This is a genomic window from Glycomyces sp. NPDC046736, from assembly GCF_040645615.1.
Lineage (GTDB): Bacteria > Actinomycetota > Actinomycetes > Mycobacteriales > Micromonosporaceae > Glycomyces.
The window spans coordinates 65,949-91,594 of record NZ_JBEYYO010000013.1 but is presented as its reverse complement, the minus strand read 5'-3'; the positions used below and the strand labels follow the sequence as shown (position 1 = coordinate 91,594).

At 71.8% G+C, this 25,646-nt stretch carries 23 protein-coding genes; 11 read left to right on the top strand and 12 right to left on the bottom strand.

Features of this window, described 5'->3' with window-relative positions; all coding sequences use genetic code 11:
• The first annotated feature begins 9 nt into the window (after window positions 1-9).
• From gcvP to AB0B28_RS14420, 4 genes are all read left to right on the top strand, one after another.
• A complete protein-coding gene (gene gcvP, locus AB0B28_RS14435; RefSeq protein WP_360120837.1) occupies window positions 10-2,856 on the top strand; it encodes an aminomethyl-transferring glycine dehydrogenase in 2,847 nt (948 codons plus the stop codon).
• 110 nt (window positions 2,857-2,966) lie between these two features.
• Window positions 2,967-4,640 carry a hypothetical protein gene (locus AB0B28_RS14430; protein WP_360120835.1) on the top strand — a complete coding sequence of 558 codons (1,674 nt, stop codon included), beginning with the start codon at window positions 2,967-2,969 and terminating at the stop codon, window positions 4,638-4,640.
• A 59-nt stretch (window positions 4,641-4,699) separates the two neighbouring features.
• Entirely contained in the window at window positions 4,700-5,827 is a 1,128-nt protein-coding gene (locus AB0B28_RS14425; protein WP_360120833.1) for a chorismate-binding protein, read from the top strand.
• Window positions 5,828-6,304: 477 nt separating this feature from the next.
• Window positions 6,305-6,676: an ankyrin repeat domain-containing protein gene (locus tag AB0B28_RS14420; RefSeq protein WP_360120831.1), complete on the top strand. Its 372-nt coding sequence runs from the start codon at window positions 6,305-6,307 to the stop codon at window positions 6,674-6,676.
• Window position 6,677: 1 nt separating this feature from the next.
• Here AB0B28_RS14420 and AB0B28_RS14415 read toward each other — a convergent pair whose 3' ends face one another.
• Window positions 6,678-7,607, bottom strand: coding sequence for a LysR substrate-binding domain-containing protein (locus AB0B28_RS14415; protein WP_360120829.1), 930 nt, complete (start codon window positions 7,605-7,607; stop codon window positions 6,678-6,680).
• Window positions 7,608-7,744: 137 nt separating this feature from the next.
• On the opposite strand from AB0B28_RS14415, the gene AB0B28_RS14410 reads away from it, so the two are divergent.
• From AB0B28_RS14410 to uppS, 6 genes are all read left to right on the top strand, one after another.
• Entirely contained in the window at window positions 7,745-8,422 is a 678-nt protein-coding gene (locus AB0B28_RS14410) for a succinate dehydrogenase cytochrome b subunit (RefSeq protein ID WP_360120956.1), read from the top strand.
• Window position 8,423: 1 nt separating this feature from the next.
• Window positions 8,424-10,361: a fumarate reductase/succinate dehydrogenase flavoprotein subunit gene (locus tag AB0B28_RS14405; RefSeq protein ID WP_360120827.1), complete on the top strand. Its 1,938-nt coding sequence runs from the start codon at window positions 8,424-8,426 to the stop codon at window positions 10,359-10,361.
• Complete coding sequence (locus tag AB0B28_RS14400; RefSeq protein WP_360120825.1) at window positions 10,358-11,104, top strand: succinate dehydrogenase/fumarate reductase iron-sulfur subunit; 747 nt, start codon at window positions 10,358-10,360, stop codon at window positions 11,102-11,104. The genes AB0B28_RS14405 and AB0B28_RS14400 overlap by 4 nt, the downstream gene beginning before the upstream one ends.
• A 343-nt stretch (window positions 11,105-11,447) precedes the next feature.
• The gene (locus AB0B28_RS14395; RefSeq protein ID WP_360120823.1) at window positions 11,448-11,666 is read left to right on the top strand and encodes a hypothetical protein; all 219 of its coding nucleotides are present in this window, start codon (window positions 11,448-11,450) and stop codon (window positions 11,664-11,666) included.
• Window positions 11,663-11,971 (top strand): hypothetical protein, encoded by a 309-nt coding sequence (locus AB0B28_RS14390; RefSeq protein ID WP_360120821.1) that lies wholly within the window; start codon window positions 11,663-11,665, stop codon window positions 11,969-11,971. Before AB0B28_RS14395 ends, AB0B28_RS14390 begins: the two co-directional genes overlap by 4 nt.
• A gap of 21 nt (window positions 11,972-11,992) precedes the next feature.
• Window positions 11,993-12,760 carry a polyprenyl diphosphate synthase gene (gene uppS / locus AB0B28_RS14385; protein WP_360120819.1) on the top strand — a complete coding sequence of 256 codons (768 nt, stop codon included), beginning with the start codon at window positions 11,993-11,995 and terminating at the stop codon, window positions 12,758-12,760.
• 12 nt (window positions 12,761-12,772) lie between these two features.
• Here uppS and AB0B28_RS14380 read toward each other — a convergent pair whose 3' ends face one another.
• On the bottom strand, window positions 12,773-13,150 hold the full coding sequence (locus AB0B28_RS14380) for a cupin domain-containing protein (RefSeq protein ID WP_360120817.1): 378 nt from the start codon (window positions 13,148-13,150) through the stop codon (window positions 12,773-12,775).
• A 58-nt stretch (window positions 13,151-13,208) separates the two neighbouring features.
• Here AB0B28_RS14380 and AB0B28_RS14375 point away from each other — a divergent pair, with 58 nt between their 5' ends.
• Window positions 13,209-13,682, top strand: a complete 474-nt coding sequence (locus AB0B28_RS14375) for a MarR family transcriptional regulator (protein ID WP_360120955.1) — start codon at window positions 13,209-13,211, stop codon at window positions 13,680-13,682.
• 57 nt (window positions 13,683-13,739) lie between these two features.
• On the opposite strand, the gene AB0B28_RS14370 is transcribed toward AB0B28_RS14375, so the two are convergent.
• The 10 genes from AB0B28_RS14370 to grpE all read right to left on the bottom strand — a co-directional run bounded on the left by AB0B28_RS14370 (window position 13,740) and on the right by grpE (window position 25,615).
• The gene (locus tag AB0B28_RS14370) at window positions 13,740-14,540 is read right to left on the bottom strand and encodes an HAD family hydrolase (RefSeq protein WP_360120815.1); all 801 of its coding nucleotides are present in this window, start codon (window positions 14,538-14,540) and stop codon (window positions 13,740-13,742) included.
• Entirely contained in the window at window positions 14,537-15,337 is an 801-nt protein-coding gene (locus tag AB0B28_RS14365) for a PhzF family phenazine biosynthesis isomerase (protein ID WP_360120813.1), read from the bottom strand. The genes AB0B28_RS14370 and AB0B28_RS14365 overlap by 4 nt, the downstream gene beginning before the upstream one ends.
• Window positions 15,334-16,497: a hypothetical protein gene (locus AB0B28_RS14360; RefSeq protein ID WP_360120811.1), complete on the bottom strand. Its 1,164-nt coding sequence runs from the start codon at window positions 16,495-16,497 to the stop codon at window positions 15,334-15,336. Before AB0B28_RS14360 ends, AB0B28_RS14365 begins: the two co-directional genes overlap by 4 nt.
• 107 nt (window positions 16,498-16,604) lie before the next feature.
• The gene (locus AB0B28_RS14355) at window positions 16,605-17,717 is read right to left on the bottom strand and encodes a type III PLP-dependent enzyme (protein ID WP_360120809.1); all 1,113 of its coding nucleotides are present in this window, start codon (window positions 17,715-17,717) and stop codon (window positions 16,605-16,607) included.
• Window positions 17,714-19,231, bottom strand: a complete 1,518-nt coding sequence (locus AB0B28_RS14350; RefSeq protein ID WP_360120807.1) for an IucA/IucC family protein — start codon at window positions 19,229-19,231, stop codon at window positions 17,714-17,716. Before AB0B28_RS14350 ends, AB0B28_RS14355 begins: the two co-directional genes overlap by 4 nt.
• On the bottom strand, window positions 19,228-20,571 hold the full coding sequence (locus tag AB0B28_RS14345) for an IucA/IucC family protein (RefSeq protein WP_360120805.1): 1,344 nt from the start codon (window positions 20,569-20,571) through the stop codon (window positions 19,228-19,230). The genes AB0B28_RS14350 and AB0B28_RS14345 overlap by 4 nt, the downstream gene beginning before the upstream one ends.
• A 440-nt stretch (window positions 20,572-21,011) precedes the next feature.
• On the bottom strand, window positions 21,012-22,277 hold the full coding sequence (locus AB0B28_RS14340) for a J domain-containing protein (protein WP_360120803.1): 1,266 nt from the start codon (window positions 22,275-22,277) through the stop codon (window positions 21,012-21,014).
• Between the two features lie 386 nt (window positions 22,278-22,663).
• Entirely contained in the window at window positions 22,664-23,161 is a 498-nt protein-coding gene (locus AB0B28_RS14335; protein WP_360120801.1) for a hypothetical protein, read from the bottom strand.
• Window positions 23,154-25,064 carry a dynamin family protein gene (locus AB0B28_RS14330; RefSeq protein ID WP_360120800.1) on the bottom strand — a complete coding sequence of 637 codons (1,911 nt, stop codon included), beginning with the start codon at window positions 25,062-25,064 and terminating at the stop codon, window positions 23,154-23,156. Before AB0B28_RS14330 ends, AB0B28_RS14335 begins: the two co-directional genes overlap by 8 nt.
• Window positions 25,061-25,615 (bottom strand): nucleotide exchange factor GrpE, encoded by a 555-nt coding sequence (gene grpE / locus AB0B28_RS14325; RefSeq protein ID WP_360120799.1) that lies wholly within the window; start codon window positions 25,613-25,615, stop codon window positions 25,061-25,063. Before grpE ends, AB0B28_RS14330 begins: the two co-directional genes overlap by 4 nt.
• Between the last annotated feature and the right edge of the window lie 31 nt (window positions 25,616-25,646).

Genomic DNA, 25,646 nt, shown 5'->3' with positions numbered 1-25,646 from the left:
AGATGAGGGATGCGTTCACGCACCGTCTGTCCCCGGAGGTTGTTTCCGTTGTCCTTCTCTGACCGCCACATCGGCACCAGCGCCGCCGACCAGGACGCCATGCTCAAGGCCGTGGGCCAACCGAGCCTCGAAGCGCTCATGGACGCCTGCATGCCCGAACTCATCCGCTCCCGCGACGGCCTCGCACTCCCCGCGGCCGTCTCCGAGACCGAAGCGCAAGCAGAACTCAAAGCCCTCGCCGATTCGAACCGGCCGCACCGCTCGATGATCGGCCTGGGCTACCACGGCACCCACACCCCCGCCGTCATCCGCCGCAACATCCTCGAGAACCCGTCCTGGTACACCGCGTACACGCCCTACCAGGCCGAGATCAGCCAAGGCCGCCTCGAAGCGCTCCTGAACTTCCAGACCACCGTCGCCGACCTCACCGGCCTGCCCGTCGCCGGAGCGAGCCTCCTCGACGAGGCCACCGCCGCCGCCGAAGCGATGCTCCTGGCCCGCCGGTCCGCCAAACGAGGCGCCGGCGACACCTTCGCCGTCGACGTGCGAATCCTGCCCCAGACCCTCGCCGTGCTCCAGACCCGCGCCGAACCGGTCGGCATCGACCTCACCGTGCTCGACCTCGCCGCAGCGCCGGTCCCCGAAGGCGCCTTCGGCGTCCTCCTCCAATACCCCGGCGCAGGCGGCGACGTCCTCGACTGGACCGCCGTCACCACCGCCGCCCACGCCCAAGGCGCGACCGTCGCCGTCGCGGCCGACCTCCTCGCCTTGACGCTCCTGGTCGCCCCCGGCGAGTTCGGCGCCGATATCGCCGTCGGCTCCACCCAGCGCCTCGGTATGCCGATGGGCTTCGGCGGCCCCCACGCCGGATACATGGCCGTCCGCGAATCGCTCCAACGGCAACTGCCCGGCCGCCTGGTCGGCGTCTCACGCGACTCGGCCGACCAGCCCGCGTTGCGCCTCGCGCTCCAAGCCCGCGAACAGCACATCCGCCGCGAAAAGGCCACCAGCAACATCTGCACCGCACAAGTCCTGCCCGCCGTGATCGCCTCCTCCTTCGCCGTGTGGCACGGCCCCGAAGGCCTCAAAGCCATCGCCGAGCACGCCGCCTCCCAGGCCGCGCGCCTGGCCGCGTCCCTCACCGCAGGCGGCATCGACGTGGCCGAAGCAGTCCGGTTCGACACCGTCACCGCGCGCGTGCCCGGCCGGGCCGCCGCGATCGTCGCCAAAGCCGCCGAACACGGCGTCAACCTCCGCGCCGTCGACGCCGACCGAGTCGGCGTCGCCTGCGACGAGACCACCACCGAAGCCGACCTCGAAGCGGTCTGCGCGGCCTTCGGCGTCGCCCTCGCCAGCCCGGTCGACATCGCGATCCCCGAGCACCTGCGGCGCACCTCGGCGTACCTGACGCACCCGGTGTTCGCCGCCCACCGCTCCGAGACGGCCATGATGCGCTACCTCAAACGCCTCGCCGACAAGGACTACGGCCTCGACCGCGGCATGATCCCGCTCGGGTCATGCACCATGAAACTCAACGCCGCCGCCGAGATGGAACCGATCTCCTGGCCCGCGTTCGCCGACGTCCACCCCCTCGCACCCGAAGACCAGACCCAAGGCTGGCGGACGCTGATCACACAGCTCGAAGGCTGGCTCGCCGACGTGTGCGGCTACGCCGCCGTCTCCGTCCAACCCAACGCCGGCTCCCAAGGCGAACTCGCCGGACTCCTGGCCATCCGCGCCTGGCAAGCCGACCGCGGCCAAGCCGCACGCGACGTCTGCCTCATCCCCGCCAGCGCGCACGGCACCAACGCCGCCTCGGCGGTCCTGGCCGGGATGCGGGTGGTCGTGGTGGCGTGCGACGAGGCCGGGAACGTCGACGTGGCCGACCTGGACGCGAAGATCGCCGCTCACGCGGATCGGTTGGCGGCGTTGATGGTCACGTATCCGTCGACGCACGGGGTGTACGAGTCGACGATCGTCGAGGTGTGCGCGAAGGTGCACGACGCGGGCGGTCAGGTGTACGTGGACGGCGCGAACCTGAACGCGCTGCTGGGGTGGGCCAAGCCCGGGCGGTTCGGGGCGGACGTGTCGCACCTGAACCTGCACAAGACGTTCTGCATCCCGCACGGCGGCGGCGGCCCGGGTGTGGGTCCGGTGGCCGTCGCCGAGCACTTGGTGCCGTTCCTGCCTTCGGATCCGTCGGCGGTGGACGGGCCGGTCGGTCCGGTGTCGCAGGCACGGTGGGGTTCGGCGGGGATCTTGCAGATTCCGTGGATGTACCTGCGGATGATGGGTTCGGCCGGGGTGACGGCGGCGACGGCGTCGGCGGTGCTGGCGGCGAACTACGTGGCCGCGCGGCTGCGTGAGCACTTCCCGGTCCTGTACACCGGTGAGCACGGTCTGGTGGCGCACGAGTGCATCCTGGATCTGCGGGAGTTGACCCGGGAGTCGGGGGTGACGGTCGAGGACGTGGCGAAGCGGTTGATCGACTACGGGTTCCACGCGCCGACGATGTCGTTCCCGGTGGCCGGGACGTTGATGGTCGAGCCGACCGAGTCGGAGGACTTGGCGGAGTTGGACCGGTTCTGCGAGGCGATGATCGCGATCCGCGCCGAGATCGACGAGGTCGCCTCGGGCGCGGTGGCGGTGGAGGCCTCGGCGTTGCGCGCGGCCCCGCACACCGCTGTCGTGGCGACCGGTGACGAATGGGACCGGGCGTACTCGCGGTCGGTCGCGGCCTGGCCGGCGGGGGTCGGTGCCGCCAAGTACTGGCCGCCGGTGGGCCGGATCGACAATGCGTGGGGCGACCGGAACCTGGCGTGCACGTGCCCGCCGATCGAGGCGTTCGGGGAGTAGCAGGCCGGGCCCCCCGGGGGTGTGGTTGGAGAGGCTCGTTCACTACTGTGGGCGGGCCTCGTTTTCGCTGGTTCTAGACTGGCGGGCGACGATCCCCCCAGGAGTGAAACATGGTTTTCGGTAGTACGCACAAGGTGAAGTCGCACCGGACGGGGCGTCGCCGCAAGAAGGGCGGTGCGCGGATGCCGGTGGCGCCGTGGATCGTGATCACTCTGGTGTGCGTCCTGGTCGCTTCGGGTTTGACCTGGGGTTTCGTGTCGTTGTTGCGGTCGGGTTGCTCGGGGATGTTCCGGGTGACGGTGGCGGCGGCGCCGAGTGTGTCCTCGACGGTGGAGGACGCGGCGCAGGACTGGGAGGCGACCGGCCCCCAGATCGACGGGCAGTGCGTGGGCATCGAGGTGACACAGGTGTCCTCGGCGGAGGCGTCGCGGGGGATCACCGTGGACTGGGACCGGAAGTCGCTGGGGGCGCTGCCGATCGCGTGGGTCCCCGATTCGCAGGCGTGGGCCGATTGGGTCGGGTCGAGCGAGTCGACGTCCGGGTACGTGTCCTCCGAGCCGGTGGTGCTGGGGCAGGCGTCGTCGGTGCTGGCGGTGCCGGAGACGACGGCGACGGAGCTGGGCTGGCTGGGGGGCCAGCCGCCGACGTGGGCTGAGGTGCTGGACGCGGCGTCGAGCGGGGCGATCTCTCTGGCGGCGGCGAATCCGCGGACGTCGACCGAGGGCCTGGTGGCGATGTTGAACGCGTCGTCGGACGGGGCCGGGGGGTTCTCGGAGACGGCCGCGGCGGCGTATTCGGCGGCGGTCGAGTCCGGTTCGGTGGCCGATTCGGCTTCGGAGCAGTTCGCGGCGGCCGCCGAGGCGGGGGATCCGACGCGGGTGGTGACGGCGTTGGACCACCAGGTGCTGGCCTACAACGCGACCAGTGGCGCGGAGGTGCCGATGGCGCCGATCGTGCCCAGCGGGCAGACCGTGGGCGCGGTGGCGACGTATGTGGTGCTCGGCGGGGCCGACTGGGTGTCGGGTTCGGATGCGAAGATCGCGTCCTGGTTCGGGGACTATCTGTCGTCGGCGGTCGATTCGGGGGAGTTCGCCGACCCGGAGGTGACGGCGGTCGAGGACCCGGCGGCGGCGCTGGCGCAGACCTCGCCGGAGACGGTGGGGGCGGCGGTCAGGTCGTGGCAGAGCGGCCGCGAGAACATGAACGTGCTGTTCTTGATCGACCGGTCCTCGGCGGTGAGCGAGGAGTCGGTCGAGTACGAGGGCGGTCCGGTCTCGGCCGCCGATGCGGCGATCCGGGTCGCCATCGCCACGATCGGGGAGATGGAGTCGACGTATCAGGCCGGGTTCTGGGAGTACGGGGTCGGGGCCGGGGACGGCGAGTACTACCGGGCGGTCAGCGAGCAGATGGAGATGTCGGACGAGAACGCGGACGAATTGACCCAGGACCTGTACGACTTCTCGACGAACGCCACGTACGAGGGCGGTTCGCCGCTGTACGACTCGCTGGTCGCGGCGTACGCGTATTTGAGCGAGCACGCGGTCGAGGGCTCGGTGAACGTGGTGGTGGTGTTGACGAACGTGGCCCAGGACGAGGTGAGTCCGCCGACGGTCGAGGACACCGCCGCCGAGCTCGCGTCGATGGCGGGGAAGGCCACGGTGTACACCGTCGGGTTCGGGGACACCGATCCGGAGCGGTTGACGATGCTGGCCGAGGCCACCGGCGGGGCGTTCGTGCCCGCGCCGTCCGAGGGCGGGGTCTTGGAGTCGATCGGGGCGCCGTGACCGGTGAACTGGGCCACGCCGTATAGGTGGTCGGCTCGCGTTTCGGCGACACTTGACGGATGTCGATCTTCACGGGCGTCGTGCCGGACCCGCCGGGTGTCCCGGCGCTCTGCCGCGGGCGCCTGGTCGAGGTCGACCGGCTCGAATGGCGCGTCGGCGACGGCGGCGACCCCGCGGCGCTGGCCGCCGCGTTCGCAGCGAAGCACACCGGGCCGCACGAGGCGGGCCGCTGCGGTGTGGCGGTGCTGCTGTCGGCGGCCGCGGGCGCGGCCATGATCGGCGGCGCGAGCGGCGCCCCCACTCCCGCACCGGCCGTCCCCGACCTGGCCCTGGTCGCCTACGGGCACGGCCCCGAACGCCCCCGGCCCGCACTCGGGGCGTTCGAAGTCGGACCCTGGAAGGCCTCGTGGCCCGCCGCCGACCACGCGAAAGCGGTCGTGGCCGTCCAGGAGGCGATCGCCCGCGGCCAGGTCTACGTCGCCAACGTCGTGGGCCACCGCTCCGCGCCCTGGAAGGGCGATGCGGCCGCGCTCGCCGCCGCCGTCGCCGCCGTCCCCGGCTCGACCTGGGGCGGGGTCCTCGCCGGCGAGGACTGGCTCGTGGCCTCCGGCTCGCCCGAATGCTTCCTCACCATCGAAGGCGACCGGGCCGCGACCTACCCGGTCAAGGGCACCGCCCCGGCCACCATCGAGGGCCGGACCGAACTGCTGGAGTCGGTGAAGGAACGCGCCGAGCACGTCATGATCGTCGACTTGGGACGCAACGACCTCGCCCAAGTCGCCGTACCCGGCACGGTCGCCGTCGAGCGGCTCTTCGGCCTCAACCGGTGGGCCGACCTGTGGCAGGCCGAGTCGACCGTGACCGCACGCCTGGAACCGGGGACGGATCTCGCGGGGATCCTGCGGGCCATGTGCCCGCCCGGGTCGGTCACCGGCACCCCGAAACTGGCCGTGCTCGACCTCGTCGGCGGGCTCGAACCGGTCGGCCGCGGTCCCGCCATGGGCGCGTTCGGGTTCGCCACCGCCGATGCGCTCCGCCTCGGCGTCACGATCAGGACCGTGGCCCTCGACTCAGGGCGCGCCCACCTGTGGGCCGGCGGCGGCATCACCTGGCGCTCGGATCCCGAAACCGAAGTGGCCGAAGCCGAAGCGAAAGCCCGGGCCGTCACCGGGGCGCTCGCGGCGTAACGAGGGGCGGGCGGCGCGCCAGATCGCCAGCGTCTGCTCCTTCGCCGACTCCCGCAGCGCGTCAGGCCATTCGGCCCGGTACAGGCGCAAGCGCGGCGTGGGCGAGTCGAGCTCGACCACGCAGCCGAGCGCCATGGGCGGATCGGGATGCACGCGTTGCAGCCACACGGTCCCGGTATTGCCGTCGTCGCCGCTCACTTGAATAGTGCGATGCTCCAATTGGAACTGCCCTAGAATTTTCGGCTCGCTCATGCCCGAGTCCTCACCGTTCTTGTCCCACCGATTAAGGCGCGCGGCAGTTCGTGTCAGCGTTCGACCGCGGGCCCGCATCAATCTTTGCCACCTCTGCGCAGTCGTGTCAATACCCGACAGGGCACCTGGCCGGGTGAACCGGGATCGGTGCCTCCACTGCGGAACCGCGCCGAGGCCGCCCGGGATCGCTCGCGGGTCCCGTGCGGGTGTGCAAAGCTGGGAGGCGTGAGCGACGACGAGGAATTCCGCAGCATTGCCGAAGCCGCCTTCGACCTGGCCCGCGCCGGGGAGGGCGAACGGCTCCTCCGCTTCGTCGAAGCGGGCCTGCCGGTCGACCTCGTCAACGGCTCAGGCGACTCCCTGCTCATGCTCGCGGCCTACCACGGCCACGCCGAGACCGTCCGGGCCCTGCTCGAAGCCGGGGCCGATGTGGACCGTCGCAACGACCGCGACCAGTCCCCGCTGGCCGGAGCGGTCTTCAAGGACTTCCGCGACGTGGTCGCGGTGCTCTTGAAGGCCGGGGCCGACCCCGACGCGGGCACGCCCTCGGCCCGGCAGATCGCCGCCATGTTCGACCGCCCGCTCGGCCCGGCCTGACTCAGACCGACCGCATCCCCTCGGGGAGGCGCCCCCAGGCGTGCAGGTCGGTCAAGTGCGCTTCCAGGACCGCCGCGAACGCGGCCGCGGCCTTGGTCAGCGGCGCGTCCTTCCTCGCCGCCAGAGCGATCGTGCGCGAGGCCCCCGGCGGGGCCAGCGGCGTGGCCCGCAGCCCCGGATGCTCGGCGGCGATCATCGCCGGCAGCAGCGCGATCCCCAGCCCGGCCTCCACAAGAGAGGCGACGGCGTCGGTCGCGCCGCCGTCGACCCCCGTTCGGGGCGTGAACCCGGCCTTCTCGCACGTGGTGATCGTCAAATCACGCAGGTCGTAGCCGTGCGCGGGCAGCACGAACGCCTGCTCCCGCAACTGCGGCAGTCCGATGTAGGCCTGGCGGGTCAGCGGCGGCAGATGCGCCGCCGAAGCGACCACGAGCGCCTCGGCCAGCAGCGGCTGCGAAGCCAGGCCCGCCGCCCCGGCCGGGGTCTCACCGATCGTGAACGCCAAGTCGAGGTCCCCGGCGGCGAGCCGGTCGGCCAGCGGCCCCGACCCGTCCTCGGTGAGCGTCACCCGCACCCCCGGATGCGCCTCCAGATAGCGGGTGAGCAGCGGCGCGATCAGCCACGAGCACAGGCTCGGGGTCGCGCCCAGGCGCAGGTGCCCCGCGCGCACCGCGAGCACGTCGTCGACGTCGGCGCGCGCGGCGGCATGGGCGGCGGTGATGCGCCGCGCGTGCGGCAGCAGGGTCTGCCCTGCGTCGGTCAACTCGATCCGCCCCCGCGTACGGGTGAGCAGCGGGGCCCCGAGCTCGGTTTCGAGCGCGTGGATCTGCTTGCTCAATGACGGTTGTGTCACACCGAGAAATTCAGCCGCCTGAGTGAAATGCCGGGTTTGTGCCACGGCCAGGAAGGCATCGAGCTGCTGCGGACGCATGACGATAACGTATCGGCATGAAAAGGGTCCCGTCCATGAATTGGACCCGTGACGCCTGTCGCGTCTAGTGTCTGGTCGTGTCTACGGATTTGCGAAAGCGCACTGATGCGCGCCCGGTCAAACGGGCCCACACCCCCCTGCCGCCCTGGCGCTCCAACATCGGTCTCAAGATCGTCATGGCCGTCTCCGGCATCCTGCTGGTCCTCTTCCTCATCGCCCACATGGCCGGGAACCTGCACATCTTCGAAGGCCGCGAGGAGATGAACGCCTACGCCGCCGGACTGCGCGACTTCGGCGCCCCGCTCCTGCCGCACGAGAGCCTCCTGTGGGTCATGCGGATCGGCCTCCTCGCCGCGATCGGCGCCCACATCGCGTCCTCCATCATCGTCACCCACCGCTCCATCCACGCCCGCCCGGTGCGGTACGCGTCCAAGAAGCCCGCCAAGGGCGAGTCGCGCCACGCCGTGGCCACGATGCGCTGGGGCGCGGTCGTCGTCTTCTTCTTCGTGATCTGGCACCTGCTGGACCTGACGTGGCGCACCGTCAACCCGGTCAAGGACATCCACGACGCCTACGGAGCCGTGGTCGCCACGTTCGACCCCGAGCGCTGGCCGGTCACCGTGTTCTACCTCCTGGCGCTCGTCGCGCTGGGCTTCCACCTGCGGCACGGCATCTGGTCTGCGGTGCAGACCATCGCCGGGCCGAGCACCAAATGGCGCAAGCGGACCCAGGCCATCGCCTTGGCCGTGGCCGTCCTCATCGTGGCCGGGTTCGCGATCGTGCCCCTGGCCGTCACTTTCGGACTGGTGAGCTGACATGAGCATGGACTTCTACCGCGAAGGCGAGGCCATCGCGGACACCAAGGCCCCTTCGGGGCCCATCAGTGAGCGCTGGGAGCAGCGCCGCTTCTCCGGGCGGCTGGTCAACCCGGCCAACCGCCGCAAGCTCCGCGTCATCGTCGTCGGCACCGGCCTGGCCGGCGCCAGCGCGGCGGCGACGCTGGGCGAGCTGGGCTACCGGGTGGCGAACTACTGCTTCCAGGACTCGGCGCGGCGGGCGCACTCGATCGCGGCCCAGGGCGGGATCAACGCGGCGAAGAACTACCGCAACGACGGCGACAGCGTGCACCGGCTGTTCTACGACACGGTCAAGGGCGGGGACTTCCGCTCGCGGGAGTCGAACGTGCACCGCCTGGCGGAGGTCTCGACCGAGATCATCGACCAGTGCGTGGCCCAGGGCGTGCCCTTCGCCCGCGAGTACGGGGGTCTGCTCGACAACCGCTCGTTCGGCGGGGCGCAGGTCTCGCGCACGTTCTACGCGCGGGGCCAGACCGGGCAGCAGCTGCTGCTGGGCGCCTACCAGGCGTTGCAGCGTCAGGTCGCGGCCGGGACGGTGGACCTGCACACGCGGCACGAGATGCTGGAGTTGATCATCGCCGACGGGAAGGCCCGCGGGATCGTGGTGCGCGACCTGGTCACCGGTGAGGTCTCGACCGAGATCGCCGACGCGGTGGTGCTGGCGACCGGCGGGTACGGGAACGTGTTCTTCCTGTCGACGAACGCGAAGGGCTGCAACGTCACCGCGTCGTGGCGGGCGCACCGCAAGGGCGCGTACTTCGCGAACCCGTGCTACACCCAGATCCACCCGACGTGCATTCCGCAGTCCGGGGAGCACCAGTCGAAGCTGACGCTCATGTCGGAGTCGCTGCGCAACGACGGCCGGGTGTGGGTGCCCAAGGTCGGCGGCGACGAGCGCGCGCCGGCGGACATCCCCGAGGACGAGCGCGACTACTACCTGGAGCGCCGCTACCCGGCGTTCGGGAACCTGGTGCCGCGCGACATCGCCTCGCGCGCGGCGAAGGTCGTGTGCGACGAGGGCCGCGGCGTGGGCCCGGGGGGCCTGGGCGTGTACCTGGACTTCGCTGACGCGATCGGGCGGCTCGGCAAGGACGCCGTCCAGGCGAAATACGGCAACCTGTTCGACATGTACGAGCGGATCACCGGCGAGAACCCGTACGAGCGGCCGATGCGGATCTACCCGGCGGTGCACTACACGATGGGCGGCCTGTGGGTCGACTACGACCTGTCGTCGAACATCCCGGGCCTGTTCGTGACCGGTGAGGCGAACTTCTCCGACCACGGCGCGAACCGCCTGGGCGCCTCGGCGCTCATGCAGGGGCTCTCCGACGGGTACTTCGTGCTGCCGAACACGATCTCGGACTACCTGGCCGACGGGCCGTTCGAGAAGCTCGACGAGGACCACGAGGCGGTGGTGGCCGCCCGCAAGGAGGTCGACGACCGGGTCGAGTTCTTCCTGCGCAACAACGGCGACCGCACGGTGGACTCCTTCCACCGCGAGCTGGGCAAGATCATGTGGGAGTACTGCGGGATGGAGCGCAGTGACGAGGGCCTGCGCAAGGCCATCGGGCTCATCCGCGACCTCAAGGCCGAGTTCTACAAGCGCGTCAAGGTCACCGGGCACGCCGAGCAGCTCAACCAGGAGCTGGAGAAGGCCGGTCGCGTGGCCGACTTCTTCGAGCTGGGCGAGCTGATGTGCATCGACGCGCTGCACCGCACCGAGTCGTGCGGCGGGCACTTCCGCGCCGAGTCCCAGACCGAGGAGGGCGAGGCCAAGCGCGACGACGAGCACTTCTCGTACGTCGCGGCCTGGGAGTTCGGGGGCGAGGAGCCCGTTCTCCACAAGGAAGCCCTCGAATTCGAGTACGTCAAGCCCACCCAACGGAGCTACAAGTGAAGCTGTCTCTGCGAATCTGGCGCCAGCCCGACGCCGACACCAAGGGCCGCATGGTGTCCTACGAGATCGACGAGATCTCCGAGGACGCGTCGTTCTTGGAGATGCTCGACATGCTCAACGAGCGTCTCATCTCCGACGGGGCCGACCCGGTGGCGTTCGACCACGACTGCCGCGAGGGGATCTGCGGGGCGTGCTCGCTGGTCATCGACGGCCAGGCCCACGGCCCGCAGGCCGCGACCACGACCTGCCAGCTGCACATGAGGAAGTTCAAGGACGGCGACACGATCGACGTGGAGCCGTGGCGGGCCGGGGCGTTCCCGGTCGTGAAGGACCTCGTGGTCGACCGCTCGGCGTTCGACCGGATCATCCAGGCCGGCGGCTACATCTCGGCGCCGACCGGGACGGCTCCGGACGCGCACGCGGTGCCGATCCCGAAGCAGGACGCCGACGCGGCGTTCTCGGCGGCGGCGTGCATCGGCTGCGGCGCGTGCGTGGCGGCCTGCCCGAACGGGTCGGGGATGCTGTTCATGGCCGCGAAAGTGGCGCATCTGGGGTTGACCCCGCAGGGTCAGCCTGAGCGCCACACGCGGGTGCTCGGCATGGTCGCCGAACACGACGCTTCCGGTTTCGGCGGCTGCACCAACACAGGCGAATGCTCGGCAGCATGCCCGAAGGAGATCGGCCTGGACGTGATCGGCCAGCTCAACCGTGACTTCCGCAGGGCCGCCGTCCGCGCGGCGTAGGCACGAGCGAAGGGCCCTCCGACTCGCGTCGGAGGGCCCTTTGCTTTCTCCTGCCCCGCGTGAGCGGGGAGACCCCAAGGGGAGTTCGATCCACGTGAGTGGAACTATGCCGCCCCATGTAAACAACGACTCGGACGCCATATGGTCGCGCCTGATAACGGTGACACGCATCTCTATTCTTTGATTCGCAGTTGCCGAGCTTGCAACTGACGCTGCGTCAGCCTCTACCGTCGAAGACCCGAGCTTCACCGACACCTACGACGAAGTCGCCCCCGGCTTCGCCGCATTCCTGGGCGTACCTTCCCTACTGCCGCGCACACCAATCGTGTGTATGATCGTGCGCATGACGCGACACAACATCAATATTGACGACGGTGTGTGGCAGATCGCCGCCGCATCGGGGAACGCGAGCGCTTATATCGAGCAGGCCGTGAAGGCCCGGTACCTCCAGGAACTCGAAGACGCCGCCGGGGCCGTGATGGCAGCGTTGCCACCCAACGAAATCGAAGACTGGATGGCGTGGGGCAACACGATCGTGGGCGACGAGGAAGGGCGCACATGATCCCTTCCCCAGGCCAGGTCTACCGGCGGATCGACCGGCCCGATGCGTTGGTCGTGGTGCTCTCATCTCAAGAGAGCAATCGTCGCAGCAGGTGGGTGACCGTGTGCATGTACAGCCTCACCGGCTTGGTCGGAGACCTTGAGGATTCGAAGCCGCTGCACAGCCTCGTGCCCGCGCCGGGATTCGTCACCTGGCCGATCCATCAGTCCGTGCCCATCACTTCCCTTACCGAGCCGCTGGGCGAGGTCGAGACCGCGGCACTGACCGCCGCCCGCTTCGCCATGGAGGCTCGCTTCGCCGATTGAGTCGCCGATAGGCTCGGGCTCATGCGTGTTCCTCAATGGGTGTATCGGGTGTACGCCGAGCGGTTGCGGCGGCGGTTGCGCGGTGGGGCGTTGCCTCGGCATGTGGCCGTGGCCATGGACGGGAACCGGCGGTGGGCTCGGGCGCAGGGGTTCGACGATCCTGGGATCGGGCATCGGTTCGGGGCCGAGCATCTTCAGGAGCTGCTCGAATGGTGCTCGTGGATCGGGATCGACCACGTGACCGTCTACGTCGCCTCGGTCGACAACCTCACCAAGCGCGGCGGCGGTGAGGTCGCGCATCTGATGGACATGGTCGAGGAGATTGTGGCCGAGCGGCTGCTGCGACCGGGGAACCGGTGGCGCCTGCACATCGCCGGGAGGCTCGACTGCCTCCCCGACTCGACCGCCCACGCGCTCAAGACCGCCGTCGAGGCGACCGCTGACCGCGAGGGCGGGCACTTGACCGTCGCGATCGGCTACGACGGGCAGACCGAGATCGTCGACGCCGTCCGGTCCCTCCTCGAACACGAAGCGGCGCAAGGGACCGAACTCGGCGAGCTCGCCGAGCGGCTCACGGCCGAGGACATCGGCGCGCACCGCTACACCGCCGACCTGCCCGACCCGGACCTGATCATCCGCACCAGCGGGGAACGGCGACTCTCCAGCTTCCTACTGTGGCAGTCGGCGCGGGCCGAGCTCTATTTCTGCGACGTGTACTGGCCGGGGTTCCGCAGGGTCGACTTCCTGCGGGCGTTGCGGGACTTCGCCGCACGGCGCCGCGCTTCGTAAGTTGACCCAGTGTCAAGCGGCCCAGGCGAGGTCGATCTTCTTTTCCGGGTCGGCGGGCATGAAGGCGTGCATTCCGGCCGGGCCGGTGACCAGGGCGGTGAAACCGTCCGGGCCCGCCGCGAAGCGGCGCTCGGCCCCGGCGGGGACGATGATCGTGTCGCCCGCGGTGAGGGTCGCGGACTCGGTCTCGACGGTGACCTCCACTGATCCGGCGATGAGGCTCCAGACCTGGTCGGCGTCGATCCCGTGGACCGGGCCGGGCGCACCGGGGGCGGCCTCGACCTTCCACACCGGCTGGGCGGCTTCGCCGAGCGTGGGGGAGGCGAGCGTGGTCATGACGGCCGCAGGGGTTTCGGTGCGGCGGGTTTCGGTGGCGCGGACGATGCGCATGAGCGGACTCCTAGAATGGACAACATGGTTCACCATATAGTAAACCTGGTTGTCGATCATGGGTGAGGCGACCCCGGGCTACGAGCTCCCGCTGCGACTGTTCGCCGCGTTCCGCGCCGCCATCGACGAGGTCCACACCGAACTCGCCGAGCACGGCCACCCGGACGTGCGGCCCATGCACGGCTTCGTGTTCCAGGCCATCGGCGTCGAAGGGACCACCGCCGTCGAGCTCGGCCGCCGCCTCGGCGTCTCCAAGCAGGCCGCCGGGAAGACCGTGGCCGGACTCGAGAAGCTCGGCTACGTCGAACGCGTCGCCGACCCCGGCGACGCCCGCCGCAAACTCGTGCGCCTCACCGATCGCGGCATCGACGTCCTGGTCCAGTCCGCGCGCGTCTTCGACCGCGTCCGCACCCAGTGGGCCGCCGCGATCGGGCCCGAACGCCTCGACCGGCTCGAAGCCGACCTCGGCGCCCTCGCCCCCGGCGAGCTGTTCCGCCTCGACGCCCCTGGCTGGTTCGGCCCCGACCGGTAGGTCAGCGCGGCAACGCCCGGGAGGCCCGCGAAACGGCATGACCGATCAGCCGATGCCTCAGCGCAGCAACGCCTCGATCGCCTCGGCCACACCGTCATCGGCGTTGGAAGCGCACGAGTCCGACGCGGCCGCAGCGGCCTCGGGGTGCGCGTTCGCGACCGCGAACGACCGGCCCGCCCACGCCAGCATCGGCACGTCGTTCGGCGCGTCTCCGAACGCGACCACCTCCGCCGCACCGACCCCGCGCTCGGCGCACCAGGCCGCCAGCGCCGTCGCTTTGTCGACCCCGGCGGCGCTGACTTCGAGCAGGCCCGCGCCGCCTGAATGCGACACCGACACCCCGGGCAGGTCCACGGTGCGACCGGCCGCGAGTACCGCGTCCGGGGTCGCGCCGGGGACGTGCGCGAGGAGCTTCACGATCGGGTCGGCCGCCTCGAGGACCACTTCGAAGGACTCGTGGAAGATCCGGTAGTCGCCGACGGAGTCGATTTTCGCGTAGCCGGGTTCGGCGTGGAGGGCCGATCCGGTCTCGACGGCGAACCGTGCCTCGGGCAGGGCCGCGCGCAGGGTCTTCGCGGTCACCGCTGCGGTCTCGGCCGTCAAGGCCCGCGCGCCGAGCACGACTCGACTTCCCGGGTCGTAGACGAGGGCACCGTTGGCGCAGATCGCGGCGTCGAGCCTGGCGGCGAGGTCGGGCCATTCGGTGAAGACCCGCGGGGGCCGGGCGGTGGCGGCGACGACGGCGATGCCGACTGCGCGGGCGGCGTCGAGGGCTGCGCGGGTGCGGTCGGTGAGGGCCTGGCCGGGGCCGAGGAGGGTCCCGTCGAGGTCTGCGGCGATGACCTTCGGCGGTCTCATCTGGCGATGGCGGCGGTGGCGCTGAGGCGGACGGTGCCGTCGGGGCCGGCGCTGGCTTCGATGCGGGCGCGCACGCCGAGGGCGTCGCCCATGTCGACGATGATGCGGCCGCCGAGGCCCGCGGCGAGGCAGGCGGTGCCGTTGGCGTTGGCGATGTCTTCGGGGACGCCGATGGAGGGGGCGAACATGCGGGCGCAGTGGCGGCCGGGGGTCGCTTGTGGTGCGTGGACGTAGGCGCCGAGGAGTCCGGCTGCGGCGCAGGCGTCTTTGAGGGCGTCGCGGTCGGGTTTGAGTTCGGCGAGGGCGGCGGGGTCGGGGAGGGGGACGAGAAGTCGTTCGCGGGCGACGCCGGCGATGCGGACGCCGGGGTGGTCGGCGTCGAGGCCGAGGGCGGTGAGGATCGGGCCCGGGGTCTCGGCGTCGCGGAAGGCGACGGGGCCGGGGTCGAAGAAGACGCGGGTCTGAGTGCCCTCGGGGTGGGCGGTGGCGGTGAAGGCGCGGCGGGAGGTGCGCAGGCGCAGGGTGGTGACGAGGTCGCCGGTGTCGGCGCCTTGGGCGATGACGGCGATCGCGGCGGCGGTGGCGTGGCCGCAGGCGGGCAGTTCGCCTGTGGCGGTGAAGAAGCGGAGGCGGTGTTCGCCGTCGTGGTCGGCGATGAACACGGCGTGGGAGGCGCCGTGGGCGGCGGGGAGGGCGGAGCGTTCGGCGTCGGTGTAGTCGCCGTCGGTGAGGACGGCGGTGGGGTTGCCACCGCGGCCGTCGCGGGTGCAGGCGTTGACGATGGTGGGGGTGTTCATCGGCGGTCCTGGGGGGTGTGGAGGTCGATGAAGCGGTCCGCGGCGGCGACGAGGGGCGCGTGGCCGGCGGCGGCGTGTCGGGAGTGGAGGCGTTCGCGCAGGTCGGCGAGGGCCGTGGCGAGGTCGTCCATGATGGGTCCGGTCTTGCCGGTGGTGGTAAGCGCCATGAGCATGGCGAGCCAGGACGGGCCGTGGTCGCGGAAGTTCAAGTGGAGGTTCCTTTCGGCCTGCCGGTCGGCGGCGTGCAGTAGGTAGTGGACTTCGGTGGCGATGCGCCAGGCGAGGCCCGGGTGCATCGGGGCGAGTGTATCCACTGTCTGCGAGGCGGCGTGGAGTGCGACTGCGGCGAAGCCGAGGTCGCAGCGGGCCGCGGCGGTGGCGGCGGCGCCGCGGTCTGCGGGGTCGGGGCACAGGCGGGCGATGAGGGCGGTGTCGGGGAACAGGCCCATGCTCTGGGCGGCGTCGAGGGCGCTGCGGAAGGTGAGTGCTGGTGCGCCGGTGAGGGGTTCGGTGCCGGGGAAGCGTTCGGCGAGGAGTCCGGCGGCGCCTCGGGCGGGGCCGGTGCGGCCCGCGGCGTGGTGGAGTCCGGCGGCGAGGCGCAGGCAGTCGCGCAGGAGCGCGTCGTGGCCGCCGGTGGCGATGAGCATGCGGGCGGCCTGGTCGGCGGCGCCGACGGCGAGGTCGGGGTCGGCGGCGCGGGCGTAGACGCGGGCGGCGCGGGCGAGTGCGGTGGCGAGGTGGGCGAAGCCGGGGCTGGCCGGATCGTGGGGGTCGGTGTCGTCGAGGAGGCTGAGGGCGGTGTCGGTTTCGGTCGCGGCGGTGAGGAGCCTGCCGGCTCTGGTCGCGGTGTCGGCGAGGTCGAGGTGGATATCGGCGCGGTCGGCGGGGGTGAGGTCGAGGGGGCCGGCGACGTGGACGCGTTCGATGTGGGCGGTGAAGGCGGCGGCGTGCTCGCCCAGGCGGGTGTGGGAGGCGCCTCGTTCGGCGAGCATGGCGGTGTAGTCGGTGCGGGCGAGGTGGTCGTCGGGGTGGACGGCGAGGCAGCCGCGGTATTCGGCGGCCGCGGCGGCGTAGACGGCGAGCGCGCCCTGGTGGTTGTCGGCGGCGGCGAGTTTCGCGGCGTCGCGGTGGGTCCGCCGGGCATGACGCCGGTTGGGCATACGGACTCCTCGGCTGGGGGTCGGCCGGGCGGGCGGGGCCGGGACGGAGGTCCTCCCGCTTCGGGCCCTTCATCGTAAACGGTCGACCGAGATGAGGGATCCGCCGTTCAGTCGATGCAGACCTGTTGGGGGCCGGGGTGTGCGAGGAACCGGTCGTGGGAGATCTCCCAGCCGTAGGCGCCGGCGTTGGCGAACACGAGCCGGTCGCCGACGCTGATCGCCGCGGTTCGCTGGCCGCCGTTGAGGATGTCGCGGGGGGTGCAGAGCTCCCCGCACACCCTAAGGTCCACATCGGACCAGACGGGGCCGGTGCGGGGACCGGGGACGACGCGGAACGGGTGGTCGTAGCCCCACGCGGCGGGCAGGCGGAAGTGGTGGGTGCCGCCGCGCACCAGCGCGAAGGCCTGCCCGCGGACGGTCTTGAGGTCGAGGACTTCGGCGACGTACCACCCGGCGGGCGCGGCGAGGTAGCGGCCGGGTTCGATGACGAGCTCGGCCCCGGCCGGGTCGAGCCCGGCCAGGCCTTCGGCGAGGGCGTCGAGATCAATCTCGGGGCCGCGCGGGTCGGCGCCGAGCCCGCCGCCGACGTTGACGTACCGCAGGTCGAACCGGCCCCGCGCGGCCTGGTGGGACCAGGCGAGGGCCTCGCGCACATGCGCGGCGTAGGCGGCTGCGTCGAGGCAGTTGGAGACGGCGTGGAGGTGGAATCCGGCCAAGTCCAAACCGAGCGCCAGCGCGTGCGCCACCGCGCCGGGGAGGTCGCCGGTGTCGATGCCGAACGGGGTGGGCGTACCGGTCATCTGGTGGGTGCCCGGGAGCGCCCGGGAGCCGTTGACGCGCAGCGCGACCGGGCCGGTGTATCCGGCGGCGGCGAGGCCGTCGAGTTCGCGCAGGCTCTCGGCGTGGACGTGCACGGGCGCCGCGCTGTTCGCGGCGGCGGCGAGGTCGGCGGGGGTCTTGGCGGGGCCGGAGAACGCGAGGCGGGCCGCGCCCTGGGCGGCGGCCAGTTCACCTCCCGAGGCGCATTCGATGCCGTCGGCCAGTGCCTTTGCGGCGGTGAGGATGCCGGGGTTGGCGCAGGCTTTCATCGCGTAGAGGATCGTCCAGTCCCCGAGCGCCGCGCGCAGGCGCGTCAGGCGGGCGGCGAAGACGCGCGGGTCGTAGATCCAGGCGCTGGCCGGGGAATCGAGGGCCGCGACGGCGGTGTCGACGCTGTTCACGTGCGGCTCCCGAGTGGGTTGTGGACGGTGGTCTCGATCTCGGTGCCGGGGTGCAGGCGCATGGTCAGGAGGGCTTTGGTGGGCAGGCGCGGGGCGAGGTAGGCGTCGCGGTCGGCTGCGGGCAGGTCGAGTCCGGCGATGCGGTCGGCGAGGTCGGCCCAGAACGCTGCGGGGTCGATGCCGCAGTCGCGGGCCAGGACGGCAACGAGGGCCGCGAGGTGGTTCTGGAACAGCGTGTAGGCGACTTTGGAGCGGACCTGGTCGAGGCTGGCGGCGTTGACCGGGCTTTCGGGCGGCAGTTCGAGGTGGACGGGGATCGAGGGGGTGTGCAGGCGCGCGCCGCCGAGGTCGCGGGTGATGGCCAGGACCGGGTCGTGGCCGTCCATGGCCACGAGGCTGTTCTGGAGGTGCGCTTCGAGGCCGATGCCGATGGCGGCCTTGGCGAGCACGGGAGGGACGACGAGGTCGGCGTAGGCGCGCAGCCACGCGTCGGGGTTCCCCGACCAGTGGGCGTATTCGGCGGCGAGGCTCGTGCCGGTGACCGGTGAGGTCGCGGCGAGCGCGGTCGCGGGGACGCAGACGGTCCCGGCGGGGGTGACGGTGGCGAGCGGGGCGCGGGCGATGGCGGTGAGGTCGCGGCGGCCGGGCAGCCAGGCGCCGGCGGTGTCGGCGAGGAATCGGTGGCCTTCGCCGCCGAGGCCGGTGAGGTGTTCATTGAGGTAGGGGGCGAGCAGCGCGGTGGCGGGGGAGATGTCGCGGCGGGTGGAGGTGATGTGGACGCCGAGGGCGAGTTTGAGGAAGCCGGGTTCGCGGGCCCCGGCGAGGGTGCGGATGGCGGCGGTGGGCCAGGCCGGGACGGTCGCGTCCAGGACGGTCAGGCGGCCGGTGTCGAACAGGTCGCGGTAGGCGGGCAGGACGCGGTGTTCGAGCTGCCAGGGGTGGACGGGCAGGACCGGGTCGGGCAGGTCGAGGCCCGCGAGCATCGGGTGGGTGCGGAAGTCGGTGCCCGAGCGGGCCAGGACTCCGGCGCGGTCGGCGATCAATCGCACCTGGATCGGGGCGGGGGTCTCCAGGTCGTAGCGTTCGCGGTCGGTCTGGTTCCAGCCCAGGCGGGTGCGCGCGCAAGGGTGGAGTTGGTGCCCGGCTGTGGCGAGGGTCTCCAAGGGACGGGCGATGGCGTCGGGGCCCGCGGTGCACGCGGCGATGAGGGTCGCCAGGCTGGAGTGCCCGGCGCGGGTGGCGTAGGCGGCGAGGTGGCGGTTGCGCACCGCCGCGCGGGTGCGGGCGAGGGCGAGTCCGGCCACGGCGGAGTCGAGTTCGGCGGCGAGCTCGGGGGGGACGGCGGTGCCGAGGATCGTTTCGAGCGCGCGCACCGGGTCGCCTGCGGGTGGTGCGGGTTCGGCGATGTCGAAGTCGGTCTCGGGGCCGGTGCCGCGGCTGCGGTATCCGCCCAGGTCCTCGCGCCATGCGGCGGCGGCGACGTGCGCGGCGAGGGCCGCGGCGGCGCTGGTCACCGGGCCGCCAGAGGGTTGTCGACGCGGATCCACAGGTCGTCGGTGGGATGGTCGGCCAGGCGCATCGCGGTGGTGGCCTTGAGCGGCCACGGCTCGCGCAGGACGGCGTCGGCGATCTCGGCGGGCAGGCCCTGGCCGCGCACGTCGCTCGCCACGACCGACCACCACTGGGCCGGTTCGGTGTCGGTCCAGTCGGCGAGTGCGGTGACGATCGCGGTCATGGTGGTCGGGAGCAGGGCCGCGAGGAGTTTCGTCAAGCGCGCCTCGGGGTCGGGTTCGGGGAGGTCGCCGACGATGTGGGGCCACTGGGCGGGTGGGACGCGGATGCCGCCGAAGTCGCGGTAGACCAGGCCGGTCGGTGTGTCGCCGGTGAAGGAGGCGAGGGTGTTCTGGCCGTGGGCTTCGAGGGCGACGCCGGTGGCGGCGTACAGGCGCAGGGGTGCGAGCGCGACGTGGACGAGGGCGGGCCACCACGATTCGAGGTCGTTCCCGGCGAGGGTGGCGGCGATCGGGCGGCCGGTGGCCGGGCACGGTTCGGCGAGCGCGGCGAGCGGGACGGCCCTGGGGTGGCCCAGGAGGTGCGGGGCGGTGCGCACGATCGCCGACAGGTGCGCAAGCGGCGTGCCGTCGGCGCTGCGGGCCCAGATCGCGTATTCGGGCAGGAGCGTGATGCCGTGCTTCGCTGCGACCGGGGCGAGGCGCTCGGACAGGACCGGGCCGTTGGCGGCTGCGGCCGCCGAGACGTGGCGGACCGCTGAGGTCAGTTGCAGGTCGACGGCGGTCTTGATGTGGCTGGGGCCGATCGAGACGGTGCGGACGCTCATGAGCGGCGCGGCCGCCCACGTGAAATCCGGTTCGCCGAGGCCGTATCGCCGGGCCTGCCAGGGGTGGACGGGGAGGCGGCGGCGCGGGTCGTCCCTCCCGGTGCCGTCGAGGCCTTCGACGGCGTAGGCGCCGAGGTCGAAGCGGGAGCGGTGCTCGGGGGCCCAGGCGCGGATCTGGTCGTCGGTCCATTCCCCGCGCGAGCGGGCGAGCGGGTGCACGGGGTGGCCCAGGAGGACGGCCTGTTCGAACCACACCGACGGGTCCCGGTGCGCCGCAGCGGCGGCGGCCCACAGGTCTGCGGGGTGGGGCTGGGCGGCGTCGAGGGCGAGCGCGGTGCCGCGTACGGCGGCGGCGATCTCGGCGGTGAAACGCTCGGCGTGCGGGGAGGCGGCCGCGAGCGAGGCGGCGATCTCGGCGGCGCTGTCGCCTGTGGCCCGGCCCGGCACGGGTTCGCGCGCGGCGGCGAGTCGAAGCCGGTCGGCGACGATCGCATCGGCGCGGGCGGTGGCGTTCACAGCCTGCACTGTACTGGCGCGAGCCGCTCTTGTGGAGGGTGCGATTGCTCACGAAACACCCGCTCACGCTGCGACAGCGCCCCTGGGGCGCGCCACGCGTATGAAGAGCTGAAGGTCGAATGCCGTCCCTAGCCCCCACCCACCCAGAGGGGACTACGCCGCCGATGCTTCCGCACGGGTACGACAGAAAACGGCCCTCAGCGCGAGGATGTCACCCGTTCGTGTCAACGGCGGCGCGTGCGTGGGCACTAGGGGGTGTGTGCGAACTCCCGGCGTGGCGGTATCGGAGTCCGTTCGTTCACTGGGCTCATTGACGGCTCGCAGGCGTCGCCGAGGCCGCGGAAGAGCGTGCGAACACCGGTGTTGTGTTCGGGAGGCCGACAACGAAGCGAGCGGGCGACTGGGCCGGACAGCGACCCGCGAGGGTTGGTCAACCCCGCCTAAGCCCGCACCGCGGGACTGCGGTCGTCGGTGCGCGGGGCGGGGACCGTCACCAGGCGCATCCGCAAGGTCTGGAGCACGGGGAGGTCGTAGACCGGGCCGCCTGATGCGAGCCACAGGCCGATGTCGGCCGCGGCCTGGCCGACCGCGACGTCGTGGACCGCGGCGGTCTCGCCCTCGCGGGCGGTTTCGGGGAGCACCGGCCACAGGACCCAACCCTGGACGTGCGCCGCAGGCACCGCCTGCGCCAAAGCGGCGACCGCCTCGGGCAGGTCGACCGAGTCCACATCGGCGCTGTCGCGCCCGACCGGCGCGCACAGCAGCGCGATCCGGTCGCCGCACACGATCGCGTGCGGCACCCGCGAGAACTCGGTCGCCGGGAGCGACACGAACAGCCGCGCCGCAGGCAGGTTCGTGAGCACTTCCCGCAGCAGCTTCCCAGTAGGCCGGTCGGCCCTCGGTCTCGTCCCGGCCGGGCCGAACGCGTTGAACTGGCGCAAGGCCCCGCCGACCGAGCGGCGCAGCGCCAGCGTCCACCGCATCCGCCGCACCGTCCAGGCCAGAGCGGCCCCCGACAGCACGAACACGCCCAGGTACCAGCCCCATGCCGTTCCCGGTCCCGGCAGCCACACCGCCGCCGCGGCGAACAGGAACGCGAGCACCAATCGCCCGGTCGGCCGGTTCGGGGCCACCTCGGGCCGGGACCGGAAGGCCCGCGAGGTCTGCACGCACACGATCATGACCACCGCCAAGGCGACCGGGATCGACATGGCGCGCAGCAGCAGCGAAGCGTCAGTGGCCAAAGCGGCGGCGCAGAACGAGAGGCCCGCTACGGCCCACACCAGCGCCACGGCCGCGCTGGCACCGCCGGCGATCCACGAGGACGGCCGGTGCACGGGCCTTTGTCGGCGCAGCCGGGCGTGCCAGGGGACGGCGACGAGCGCGCCTTCGGTGGGGAAGGCGGCGGCCTGCGGCTGCGGTGCGGGGGCGACGTTCCAGCCGCGGACCTTGCGGTGCGAGGGTCGCGCGGCGGCCTTGCCGTAGCGGCGGGCGGCGCGGCGCCCGAAGCGCAGCAGGTCATATTCGCGGCGAAGGCCCTGGTGGGAGAGGATCTCCCAGGCACCTTGGACGCGGTGGAACTCGGCTTCGTCGCCGCCGCGGTCGGGGTGGGTCTCGCGCAGGCGGCGGCGGTAGGCGGCTTGGATCTCGGGTCTGGGTGCCTGCGGGCTCACCCCGAGAACGCGGTAGTGGTCTGGTTCGTTCACCACGCGGCTCCCGGTCGGTCGTGCGGGGACGGGCCTGGGCCCGGCGAGGGGGAATCGGGCGTCGGACTCGACGGTAATGCAGCCAATCTACCGCCGGTTCGCCCTTTTCGGTGCCGTGAGGTCCGAGATTTTCCCCGGGCGGGGCCGGGTCCTTCGCGCCATAGGCCTTTGTGGAGTGTCAAGGTGCGTGCGTTGCCCGCACTGGCCTGCGGGTTTCGTTCATGTTCGAGCGCAACGCAGGCCAGGGGTGGCGCGCAGGCCGTTCGGTCGCTTTCGACGCCCGAGGGTGCGGGCAGGCGACATCGGACAGTGCACACCTTGCATAGTCACTTGTCGATGCTTTATGTCGATGCGCGCGGGCGGCGTGCCGGGGCCGGCCCGCGTGGTCAGCCCTGCCAGAAGCGGGCGAGCGCCGAGGCGGCGGGGTCGTCGATGTCGGCGAGCGCGTACTCGTTGGCTTCGACGGCGTTGACCCACGGTTCGGCTTCGGCCGAGCCGAGCACGTCGAGGTCGACCCAGGGGTAGCCGTCGACCGGTTCGGGGACGTCGAGGTCGAGTTCGGGCGGGAAGCTCGGCGGGTTGTCCGCTTCGTCGAGGAGCAGGTCCTCGTACGTTGCGGCGTAGGCGGACTCGTCGCCCGCAGCGTCGTCGTCGGTACCTTCGCCGCTGTAGTCGTCGTCGAAGTCGTCGAGGTCGGCCTCAGCTTCGGGCTCGAACTCGGATTCGGCGTCGGCGAAGGTGAACGCGTCGAGGTCGTCGTCGCCGGGAACCTCGTCTGATTCGAAGTCGTCCAAGTCGGGGGCGCCTGCGTCTTCGAGGTCTTCGGGGAGGTCGCCGAAGTCGCCTTCGCCTGCCTGGGGTTCGAACGGGTCGAAATCATCCATCGGAGTCCTCCTCGCCTGGGACGAGTGAGCGGGCCTTGACCAGCACCTCGTCGAGCTGTTTGACCTTGGTGGCCATCGAGTCGCGGCGCTGCTTGAGCGCGGCCTGCTTCTTGGCGCGGGCGGCCTGGTCGGCTTTCGCGGCGTTCTCGGCCGCGGAGATGCGGGCGTCGAACTCGGCCGCGCGGCGCTCCAGGGCGTCGTCGAGGGTGGAGTTGAACACGAACTCGACCTCGGTGAACCGGAAGCTGATCTCCTCGTTGAGGTTCGCGCGCGCTTCGGCGATGATCCGCTGGATCCACTGCTTGGCGGCTTGGCGGTTGCCTTGGATCTTGCGGCGGTACAGCAGGAACGCGGCGGCGGCGAGGCCGACGCCGATGCCGGAGGCCGACAGGGCGATCGCGCCGGCGGTTCCGGCGACGGCGGTGAGGCCGATCGCGCCGGCGCCCATCGAGACCACGCGTCCGGCCATCATGGCCACACCGGCCGAGGACGCGACCAGGAGCGCGCCGTCGTTGGCCGCGTCGCGGCGGGCTCGGCCCGAGGCGGCGGTGCGCAGGCCCGCGGAGATCGCGTTGGTGGCCTGGCGCAGTTCGTCGTCGTTGAAGACCTGGCGAAGGACGCGTTCGGCCAGGAGCACGAACCGCTGGTGGAGTTCGCCCGAAAGCCTGGCGGCGATGCCTTGGAGGGCGATGTCGACGCGGTGGGGGAGCGATTCGAGGGCGGCCTTGTTGGCCTTCTCGACTTCGTCGAGCAGGGCCTCTTCGAGTTCTTGCAGGTGGGTGCGCAGGCGGCCTTGGACTTCGATCTTGGCCCGTTGGGTCTCCACGCGCAGGGCGAGGTTCGCCTTCTTCGTCTCGGTGCGCCGCAGGGCCAGGGCCTGCTTCTTCTCTTCTTTGAGGCGGTTGGCGGCCTCGGGGTCGGGGTCGTAGGCCTTCATGTCCTCGGCCGCGGAGACGGCCAGGCGCTGGAACTCGGTGCGCACCGCGCGGACCACGTTCGCTGCGACGAGCGCTTTCCCGGCGGTGGCGACCTTGACCAGGGCCCGCTGCATCTTCCCGATGCCCGATTCCTTGGCCAGGGCCTGGCGGGTCGGGCCCTGGGAGGCGAGGGCGTGTTCGGCGAGCATCGCCGAGACCGGGTAGTGGGGGGCGTTGCGGAAGCGGGGGGCGTGGGCTTCGATGAGGGACCGGTTCTCGTCCATGACCGTGCGCCACCCGGGGTAGGTGTCGGTCTTGGTGAGCGCGAACACTACGAAGTTGACGCGTTTGGACGCTTCGGTGAGGAAGTCCAGTTCGGTCTTGGCCATCGGGCTGGACGCGTCGGTGACCATGATCAGGCAGGTGGCGCGGCCGACCGCTTCGAGCGCGATCTGGGCGTGGTCGGGGTCGAGGCCCCCGGTCCCAGGAGTGTCCACGATCGACATGTGCTTGAGGAGCGCCGAGGGGTGGCCCACGAGCATGCGCCTAGGCGGGACCATCCCGGGGGGCATGGTGCCGAGCCTGGTGGCCCAGTTGCGCAGGTCGCCCACGCCCAGCAGCATCGGGTCGGACGCGCCGGGCTGCCAGGCGCGCACCGAGGCCTGGTCGGCCCACGCGAACTCCAGGTAGGCCGTGGTCGCCACCTGGGCGTCCACAGGGGACAATCCGGGCATCCCGAGCAGGGCGTTGACCAGGGAGGACTTGCCGCGTTTGGTTTCGCCGACGACGACGGCGACGGGCTTGTCGGGCTGCCAGCGCGCGACCTCGTCGACTTCGGCGGCGGCCTTGGCGTCCACGGTCCGAAGCGAGGCGTTGCCGGCCTTGGCGGCCTTGGCGCACAGTTTGTGGATCTGCACGGCCGGGTTGGGTTTGGCGGCGGCCTTCTTGGCGGGCGCGGCGCTGGCGGGGGCGGCGGTGTCGGTCATGCCCGCACCTGCCCGCGGTAGACGGTGACGATGGGGTGGCGCAGGAGGCGGCCGCGGTCGGAGTAGCCGGGGGTCTCGGTGCGGGCGATGATGCCGTCGTCGGCGGGGGTCTTGGCCGCGACGGTGGCGCCGGCTTCGTGGACGGCGGGGTCGAACCGCTGCCCGGTGGCGTCGACCTGGGTGATGCCCACGCGGGTGAACGCGCCGTCGAGGTGCTGGGCCAGCGCCGGGGAGGTGGCGCGGTCCCGCATCCAGATGCAGGCGTCGACCAGGACGGTGCGGTCGGCGCTGACTTGGGCGGCGAGTGCGGGTTCGGCGAGTTGCTGGACCGGGATGGTGCCGGTCGCGGGGGTCAGGGCGGCCGCCTCGGTCGGGGGCGGGGTGAGGGACCGGCCGGTGAGGACGGTGATGGCGGCGGCGATGACGACCGACCCGGCCGCGACGGCCAGGGTCGTCGGATCGAACCCGCCGGTGAGGAACACCGCGCCGAGGGCCGCGGCGGCGAGGCCGACCAGGGCCCCCACCAGCGGTCCGCCGAGTCGAGTCGTCACGTTGCTCTCCTTATGTCGTTCAAGGCTGTCG